This is a genomic window from Streptomyces sp. NPDC034670 (assembly GCF_055574875.1).
Window position 1 is genome coordinate 1 of record NZ_JBVITR010000098.1, and the last position, 9,697, is coordinate 9,697.

Here is a 9,697-nt window from a genome sequence, read left to right on the forward strand (position 1 = left end):
CAGGTGCCCGCCGAGCGCGCCCGTTCCGCCGGTGATCAGGACCGTGCCCGACGGCTCCCAGACGGGGGCCGGGTCGGTCGCGGGAGCGGGGACGAGGCGGCGGCCGAAGACCCCGCCGGGGCGTACGGCGACCTCGTCCTCCTCGCCGCCGCCGGTGAGCAGACCGGTGAGCCGGCGCAGGGTGCCGTCGTCCGGCTCGCGGGGCAGGTCGACCAGGCCGCCCCACCGGTCGGGGTACTCCAGCGCGGCCACCCGGCCGAGGCCCCACAGCGCGGCCTGCCCGGGGTCGGCGGACTCGCCGGGCGACACGGCGACCGCCTCACGGGTCGCGGCCCACACGCGGGTGCGGATTCCGGCGTCGTCGAGGGCCTGGAGCAGGACGGCGGTGTCGACGAGGCCGACCGGGACGCTGGTCCAGCGGGTGGCGTCGGTCCCGGCGAGCAGGGACAGCACGCCCGTGAAGCGGGTGCCGTCCGCGGTGAGCTCGGTCAGCCGCTCGGCGAGCGCGGCGCGCCCCGGGCGTCTGCCGACGGTGAGGGTGACGGTTCCGGGGCCGAGCGCGCCGCCGAGGGCGTCCAGCCAGGCGGTGTCGGTGTCGGGACCGTCGGCGGGGAGCACCACCAGCCAGGTGCCGGACGGCGCGGCGGGTGCGGTGCGCACCGGCTGCCAGGTCTCCCGGAACCGCAGCGCGTCGGCGAGCGAGCGGGCCCGGCGCCTGCTGCGCCACGCGGACAGCGCCGGTACGACACCGCCGAGCGCGTCGGTGTCGATGCCGAGGCGGGCCGCGAGCGATTCCAGGTCCTCGCGTTCCACGGCGGCCCAGAACTCGGCGTCGACGCCGTCACCGGCGCCGGAGACCGGTACGGCGTCGGCGGTCTCGGGCCAGTAGCGCTCCCGCTGGAAGGGGTAGGTCGGCAGGTCCACGAGCCGGGCGCCGCTGTCCGCGAAGAACGCCGCCCAGTCCACGGGGACACCGGCCGCGTACAGGCGGGCGAGGGCGGTGACGGCGGCGGTCTCCTCGTCCCGGTCGCGGCGCAGCGCCGGCACGGCCACGACCGCGTCCGGTGCGGCGGCCGGGACGTGGGGGGTCAGGGCGGCGTCGGGTCCGGCCTCCAGGTAGTGCCGGACACCGGCGTCGGCGAGGGCGCGGAGGCCGTCGTGGAACCGCACGGTCTCCCGCGCGTGCCGCACCCAGTGGTCGGGGTCGGCGAGTTCGGCGGGGGTGACGGGCGCCCCGGTGAGGGTGGAGATCACGTCGAGGGCCGGTTCGTGGACGGTGAGTCCGGCGATCTCGGCGCGGAACCGCGCCAGCACCGGGTCCATCAGGGGCGAGTGGAAGGCGTGGGACACCTTCAGGGCGGTGGTCCTGCGGCCCCGGGCGGCCAGGTGTCCGGTGACGGCGGCCACGGCGTCGGCGGTGCCGGAGACCACCACGGAGTGCGGCCCGTTGACGGCGGCGAGCACGGCGCCTTCGGTGAGCAGCGGCCGTACCTCGTCCTCGGCGGCCTCCACGGCGGCCATCGCGCCGCCCTCGGGCAGCGCCTGCATCAGCCGGGCCCGGGCGGCGACCAGGGTGCAGGCGTCCGCGAGCGACAGCACGCCCGCGACATGGGCGGCGGTGATCTCACCGACGGAGTGCCCGGCCACGTACTGCGGCACCACGCCCAGCGACTCCATCAGCCGGTACAGCGCCACCTCGACGGCGAACAGCGCGGGCTGCGCGATGCCGGTGCGGTCCAGCTCCGCCGGGTCCGTGCCCCACATGACCTCCTTCACGGAGGGCGGCAGTTGGGCCAGTACGTCGTCCAGGGCCGCCGCGAAGACCGGGAAACGGTCGTACAACTGCCGGCCCATGCCGAGCCGTTGGGCGCCCTGTCCGGGGAACAGCACCGCGAGCGGACCGTCGTGGGCCTCGCCGCGCGCCACCTCCACCGGGCCGTCCTCCGAGGCCAGCAGGACCGCGCGGTGGTCGAAGCGGGACCGTGCGACGGCGAGGGAGTGGCCGATGTCGAGCGGGGCGTGATCCTCGGCGTGGGCGCGGACGCGGTCGAGGTGGGCGTCGAGTGCCGCTTCGGTGCGGGCGGAGACGGGCCAGGGCACGACGGCCGGCGGGACGGCGGGCCGGGGTTCGTCCGCCGCGGGTTCCGCCTGCTCCAGGACGACGTGGGCGTTGGTGCCGCTGATGCCGAAGGACGACACTCCCATGCGGCGGGGGCGGCCGGTGTCGGGCCAGTCGGTGGCGGCGGTGAGGAGTTCGACGGCGCCCTCGGACCAGTCGACGTGGCTGGAGGGCCGGGTGACGTGCAGGGTGGGCGGCAGGACGCCGTGCCGCAGAGCCATGACCGTCTTGATGAGTCCGGCGGCGCCCGCGGCGGCCTGGGTGTGCCCGATGTTGGACTTCACCGAGCCCAGCAGCAGCGGCCGCTCCCGGTCCCGGCCGTAGGTGGCGAGGAGGGCCTGGGCCTCGATCGGGTCGCCGAGGCGGGTGCCGGTGCCGTGCGCCTCCACCGCGTCGACGTCGGCCGGCGCCAGGCCGGCGTTGGCGAGGGCCTGCCGGATGACGCGCTGCTGCGCGGGGCCGTTGGGGGCGGTGAGACCGTTGGAGGCGCCGTCCTGGTTGACGGCCGAGCCCCGCACGACCGCCAAGATGCGGCGCCCGTTGCGCACCGCGTCGGAGAGCCGCTCCAGGACGACGACGCCGACGCCCTCGGACCAGGTGGTGCCGTCGGCGTCGTCGGAGAACGCCTTGCAGCGGCCGTCGGCCGCGAGGCCGCCCTGCACGTCGAACCCGGCGAACGCGGCCGGGGTCGTCATCACGGTGACGCCGCCCGCGAGCGCCAGCGAGCACTCGCCGCCGCGCAGCGCCTGCGCGGCCAGGTGCAGCGACACCAGGGAGGAGGAGCAGGCGGTGTCGACGGTGACGGCCGGGCCGACCAGGCCGAGGACGTAGGCGAGGCGCCCGGAGATCACGCTGGCCGCGAGGCCGGTGCCGGCGTGTCCGGACAGGTCCTCCTTGGCGGTGTGCACGAGCCGGACGTAGTCCTGGCCGTTGGTGCCGACGAACACGCCGGTGCGGCTGCCGCGCAGGCGCTGCGGGTCGACTCCCGCGCGTTCGAACGCCTCCCAGCCGGTCTCCAGCAGCAGCCGCTGCTGCGGGTCCATCGCCAGTGCCTCGCGCGGGCTGATCCCGAAGAACCCGGCGTCGAACTCGGCGGCGTCGTGCAGGAATCCCCCCTGGCCCTGTATCTCCCAGCCGCGGTCGGCGGGGAAGCCGGTGACGGCGTCGGTGCCGGAGGCGACCAGTTCCCACAGCTGTTCGGGGCTCCGGACGCCGCCGGGGAAGCGGCAGGCCATGCCGACCACGGCGACCGGCTCGTGGCGCCCCGACTCGGCCTCGGCCAGGCGCCGCCGGGTCTCGTGCAGGTCGGCGGTGACGTACCTGAGGTACTCGACGAGTTTCGCTTCGTCCGGCATGGTCCATGCCCTTTCCGCGGTGGGGGATGCGACCGGTTCAGTGGTCGGTGGGTCGGCCGATCTCGCTGTCGATGAAGGCGATGATCTCTTCGGCGCTGGCGGTGCCGATCCGTCGGCGCACGTCGTCGTCCGCCCCCTGCGGCTCCGGCCCGGCGTCCTCGGTGATGCGGGCGAGCAGTGCCCGCAGCCGGGCGGCGGTGCCCGCCCGGACGGCCGGGTCGAGATCGCCGCCGCCCAGGGCGGCGGCCAGGGCGGTGTCCAGACGGTCGAGTTCGGCGTCCAGTCCGGTACCGGGCGCCGCCTCGGTGCGGCCGAGGCGCTGGGCGAGGTGCTGGGCGACGGCCAGGGGCGTGGGGTGGTCGAAGACGACGGTGGCGGGGATGCGCAGTCCGCAGACGGCGGCGAGCCGGTTGCGCATCTCGATCGAGGTGAGGGAGTCGAAGCCGAGCCGGGCGAACTCCTCCTCGGCACCGATCCGTTCGGCGGTGTCGTGGCCGAGGACGGCGGCGGCCTCGGCACGCACCAGGTCGGTGAGGTGCCGGATGCGTTCCTGCGGGCGCAATCCGTCCAGGCGGGCGGTGAGTTCGGCGGTGCGGTTGCGTCCTGCGGCGGTACGGCGGCCGCCGACCAGGCCGCGCAGGATCGGCGGCACGGGACCGGCGAAGGGCAGGGCCGTGCTGGAGCGGGCGGCGGTGCGCATCAGCACCGGCCGGGCGTCGTCGCGGGCGGTGGCCGCGTCGAACAGGGCGAGGCCGAGTCCCGGGTCGAGCGGTGGAGTGCCCGAACGGTTCATGCGCTGGATGTGCTCCTCGCCGAGGCCGCTCGTCATGCCGGAGGCGTGCGCCCACGGCCCCCAGGACAGGGAGTGGCCGGGCAGGCCGTGCGCGGCGCGGTGCTGGGCGAGGGCGTCGAGGAAGGCGTTGGCGGCGGCGTAGTTGGCCTGGCCGGGGCTGCCCATGACACCGGCGGTGGACGAGTAGGTGACGAACGCGTCCAGGTCCAGGTCGCGGGTGGCCCGGTGCAGGTGCCAGGCCGCGTCCGCCTTGGGGCGCAGGACGGTGTCGACGCGGTCCGGGTCCAGGGCCTCGAGCACGCCGTCGTCGAGGACACCCGCGGTGTGCACGACGGCGGTCAGCGGGTGCTCGGCGGGGACGTGGGCGAGGAGTGCCGCCACGTCCGCCGGGTCGGCGACGTCGGCGGCGGCCAGGGTGACGGTCGCGCCGTGGGCGGCGAGTTCGTCGCGCAGTTCGCGGGCGCCGGGCGCGTCGGGTCCGCGCCGGCCGGCCAGCAGGAGGTGGCGGATGCCGTGGGCGGTGACCAGGTGCCGGGCGAGGAGGCGGCCGAGGCCGCCGGTGCCGCCGGTGACCAGTACGGTGCCGTCGGCACGCCAGCGGCTGGGGCCGGTCGGCGCGGCGGCGAGGGTGTCCGCCGTGGGGGCGTCGGGCACGCGGGCGAGTCTCGGGACCCGCGGGCGTCCGTTGCGCACCATGAACTGCTCCTCGTCCGTGCCCGGCAGCGTCGGCAGCACGGCCGCGGAGGCCGGGTCGCCGTCGACGTCGACGAGCAGGAACCGGCCGGGGTGTTCCATCTGCGCGGACCGCACCAGGCCCCAGACCGCCGCGGCGGCCGGGTCGGTGACGTCCTCGCCGTCCGGGGCGACCGCGCCGCCGGTGACGAACACCAGACGGGTGCGGGCGAACCGGTCCTCGGCCAGGTACTCCTGCATCAGCGTCAGTGCGCGGTGGGTCAGTTCGTGGACCGTCCCGGGGTCCTCGGGATCCTCGGCGAGGCGGCCCGCGAGGGGGACGGCGACCAGCCGCACCGGCGCATCGTCACCCTCCCGCAGTTCGGCTAGTGACTTCACTGGTTCCGCGCCCGCGAGCGCGCCGGTGAGACCCGTCCCGTCCGGGCCGAGGACGTACCAGGGCGCGGGCGCGGCGGGCGCGGCCGGCAGGGGCTTGTCCTGCCAGTCCAGGCGGAACAGGGAGGTGCGCAGGTCGGGTCCGGCGGCGGGGGCGTCCGCGCGGCGCTCCGCGGGGCGCAGCACGACGGCCCGGGCGGTGAGCACGGGCGCCCCGGACGGGTCGGCGGCGACCAGCTCGACGGTGTCGCCGGTCCCGGTCAGCCGCACGCGCAGCTCGGTCGCGGAAACGGCGTGCAGGGTCACGCCCCGCCACTCGACGGCCAGCAGCCGCTCCCGCTCCCCGTCTCCGGCCCCCGCGAGGAGGTGCGCTGCGTGCAGGGCGGCGTCCAGCAGGACCGGGTGCAGGCCGAACCCGGCGTGCTCACCGGCCTCCTTCGGCAGGGCGGTCTCGGCGTACAGGTGGTCGCCGCGCCGCCAGGCGCCGCGCAGCCCGCGCGCGGCCGGACCGTGCCGGACACCGGCGTCGGCGAGCTCGTCGTACAGGTCGGTGAGGTCCAGTTCGGTCGCCTCGGGCGGCGGCCACTGACCGGCCGCGAACGCGCCCGTCGCGGCGTCCACGGGGGGTTCCCCGGCCGTCAGCAGGCCGTGCGCGTGCTCGGTCCACTCGCCGTCCGGTTCGTGCGCGGGCCGGCTGTGGCACCGCACGGGCCGGTGTCCCGCGTCGTCCGGCGCGCCGATCCGCAGTTGCAGCTGGAGCGCGCCCTGCTCCGGCAGGACGACCGGTTCGGTGAGGGAGAGCTCGGTGAGGTGCGGTGCGCCGGCCCGGTCACCGGCGTGCACGGCGGCCTCCATGAGGGCGGCGGCGGGCAGCCGGACCCGGTCGTCCACAGCGGACCCGTCCAGCCAGGGGTGCAGGGCGCGCGAGACGGTTCCGGTGAGCACGACTTCGCGTGCCCCGGCGACCGGCAGCGCGGCGCCCAGCAGGGGGTGGTCGGTGGCGGCGAGGCCGAGCCCGGCCGCGTCGGCCGACCGCAGGGACGCGGTGGGCCACAGCCTGCGCCGCTGGAAGGGGTAGGTCGGCAGGTCGGGCAGACGCCGGGCGCCCGTGCCGGCGTACAGGGCGGTCCAGTCGACGGTGACGCCGTGCACGTGCAGCGCGGCGAGGGCGTCGACCACGGCGTGCTCCTCGTCGCGGTCCCGGCGCAGTGCGGGTACGGCGACGGCGGCGTCCGGGGCGAGTCCGGCGAGGAGCGAGGTGAGTGCGCCGTCGGGGCCGACCTCCAGGAAGGCGTCGGCTCCGGAGCCTGCGAGCGCGCCGACCGCGTCCGCGAAGCGCACGGTCTCGCGGGCGTGCCGCACCCAGTACCCGGCGGAGGTGACCTCGTCGCCGGCCGGGGCGCCGGTCACGGTGGACACGAGCGGGATGCGCGGCCGGTGACACGTCAGGCTCTCCGCGACGGCACGGAAGTCGTCGAGCACGGGGTCCATCAGCGGCGAGTGGAAGGCGTGCGAGACGTCCAGCCGGCGGGTCCGCCGTTCACCGAGCCGGTCGAGCACGGCCGTGACCGCGTCCTCGCGGCCGGACAGCACCAGCGACGACGGCCCGTTGGCGGCGCCGATCGCCACCTCGTCGGTGAGCAGCGGCCGTACCTCGTCCTCGGTCGCGGTGACGGCCACCATGACCCCGCCGGGCGGCAGCTCCCCCATCAGCCGGGCGCGGGCGGTGACCAGGGCGCAGGCGTCGGCGAGGGAAAGCACCCCGGCGACGTGGGCGGCGGCGATCTCGCCGACGGAGTGGCCGGCGACGCAGGAGGGGCGCACGCCGAGCGACTCGACGAGCCGGTACAGCGCCACCTGGAGGGCGAACAGCGCGGGCTGGGCGTGCTCGGTGCGCCGCAGCGCCTCCTCGTCGGTGCCCCACATGACGTCGCGCAGCCGGGGGGCGAGCCCGGCCAGCGTCTCGTCGAGTGCGGCGGCGAACACGGGGAAGCGGGCCGCGAGTCCGCGTCCCATGCCGAGGCGCTGGCCGCCCTGCCCGGAGAAGACCAGGGCGGGGGTGCGCTCCGCGGCGGTGCCGCGCAGGGGTTCGCCCGGACCGAGGAGCACGGCACGGTGGGTGAACACCGAGCGGGCGGCGAGGGAGCGGCCCACGTCCCGCGGGTCGCGGTCCCGTGCCCAGTCGCTCAGGGCGGCGAGCCGGGCGTCCAGGGCCTTTGCCGTGCGCGCCGACACGGGCCACGGCGTGACGGCGGGCGACACGGCGGGCGGCTCCGGAGCAGCCGGGGCCGGTTCGGGCGCGCCTTCGAGGATCAGGTGGGCGTTGGTGCCGCTGATGCCGAAGGCCGACACGGCGATACGGGGCGGCCGTCCCGTGTCCGGCAGGTCGGTGGTGTCGGTGAGGAGGGACAGGGCGCCGGCGTCCCAGTCGACGCGGCTGGACGGCGTGTCGGCGTGGAGGGTGCGAGGCAGGCGCCCGTGCCGCAGGGCGAGGACCGACTTGATGACTCCCGCGGCGCCCGCGGCGGCCTGGGTGTGCCCGATGTTGGACTTCACCGAGCCCAGCAGCAGCGGCCGCTCCCGGTCCCGGCCGTAGGTGGCGAGGAGGGCCTGGGCCTCGATCGGGTCGCCGAGGCGGGTGCCGGTGCCGTGCGCCTCCACCGCGTCGACGTCGGCGGGGCCGAGGCGGGCGTTGGCGAGGGCCTGCCGGATGACGCGCTGCTGCGCGGGGCCGTTGGGGGCGGTGAGACCGTTGGAGGCGCCGTCCTGGTTGACGGCCGAGCCGCGGACGACGGCCAGCACGTCGTGCCCGTTGCGCACCGCGTCGGACAGCCGCTCCACGACGAGCATGCCGATGCCCTCGGACCACACCGTGCCGTCGGCGTCGTCGGAGAACGCCTTGCAGCGCCCGTCGGCGGCGAGACCGCCCTGGATGCTGAAGCCGACGAAGGCGGCGGAGGTCGTCATCACGGTGACGCCGCCCGCGAGGGCCATCGAGCACTCGCCGCTGCGCAGCGCCTGGCAGGCGAGGTGCAGGGCGACCAGGGAGGAGGAGCAGGCGGTGTCGACGGTGACGGCCGGGCCCTCCAGGCCGAAGACGTAGGACAGCCGCCCGGAGATCACGCTGGCCGCGAGGCCGGTGCCCAGGTGGCCGCCGATGTCCTCCCGGGCGCGGGTGGCGAGGTGGACGTAGTCCTGGCCGTTGGTGCCGACGAACACGCCGGTGCGGCTGCCGCGCAGCGCCTGCGGATCGAGCCCGGCCCGCTCGAACGCCTCCCACGACGTCTCCAGCAGCAGCCGCTGCTGCGGGTCCATGGCGAGGGCCTCGCGCGGGCTGATGCCGAAGAACCCGGCGTCGAAGTCGGCCGCGTCGTAGAGGAAGCCGCCGCGGGTGGTGGCGCTGCTGCCGGGGCCGTTGCCGTGCAGGGTCTCGAGGTCCCAGCCGCGGTCGGCCGGGAAGGGGCCGGTGCCGTCGCGGCCCGACAGCATCAGGTCCCAGAACTCCTCGGGGGTCTTGACGCCGCCGGGGAAGCGGCAGGCCATGCCGACGACGGCGAGCGGCTCGTCGGGGGCGAGGGGGGCGGTCCCGGTGTCGGAGCGGCCGGTCGCGGTGCCGCTCCCGACGAGTTCGGTCAGCAGGTGCGCGGCGAGGCGGCGCGGGCTCGGGTAGTCGTAGACGAGGGTGGCGGGCAGGGCGAGGCCGGTCGCGGCGGCCAGGCGGCGGCCCAGTTCCACGGCGGTGAGCGAGTCCATGCCGAGCCTGCCGAACTCGTGGTCGGGGTCCACCGCGTCACGGCCGCGGTGGCCCAGCACGACGGCCGTCTCGGTGCGCACGAGTCCCACCACGTGCCGCTGCCGCTCGTCGGGCCCGAGGGCGCGCAGTCGCTCGACGAGGGCCGTGCCGGTGGTCGTCGGCCGGCTGCTGTCGGTCCCGCGCCGTGTCGTGCGCGCGACGGTGGCGGCGTCCGGCCAGTACCGCTCGCGCTGGAAGGGGTACGTCGGCAGGTCCACGCGGCGTGCCCCGGTGCCGGCGCACAGGGCTCGCCAGTCGACGGGCACGCCGGACGCGTACAGCGTGGCCAGGGCGGTGACGGACGCCTCCTCCTCGCCCCGGTCACGGCGCAGCAGAGGGGCGACGACGAGGTCGTCCCGCGGTCCGGCGGACAGGATGAGCCCGGTGAGGACACCGTCCGGGCCGGCCTCCAGGAAGGCGGTGGCACCGGCGTCGGACAGCGCGGTCACCGCGTCGGCGAAGCGGACGGTCTCGCGGGCGTGCCGCACCCAGTACTCCGCCGAGCACAGCTCCTCCGCCTCCGCGACACGCCCCGACAGCCCCGAAGCGACCGCGATCCGCGGCTGGTG

Annotated in this window: 1 protein-coding gene and 1 pseudogene; both read right to left on the reverse strand. The window is 76.6% G+C overall.

What is annotated here, in order from left to right; translation table 11 throughout:
* Nucleotides 1-3,429: pseudogene (locus ACZ56B_RS32185) on the reverse strand (type I polyketide synthase); the annotation flags it as partial.
* Between the two features lie 82 nt (nucleotides 3,430-3,511).
* On the reverse strand, nucleotides 3,512-9,616 hold the full coding sequence (locus tag ACZ56B_RS32190; protein WP_468798436.1) for a type I polyketide synthase: 6,105 nt from the start codon (nucleotides 9,614-9,616) through the stop codon (nucleotides 3,512-3,514).
* Between the last annotated feature and the right edge of the window lie 81 nt (nucleotides 9,617-9,697).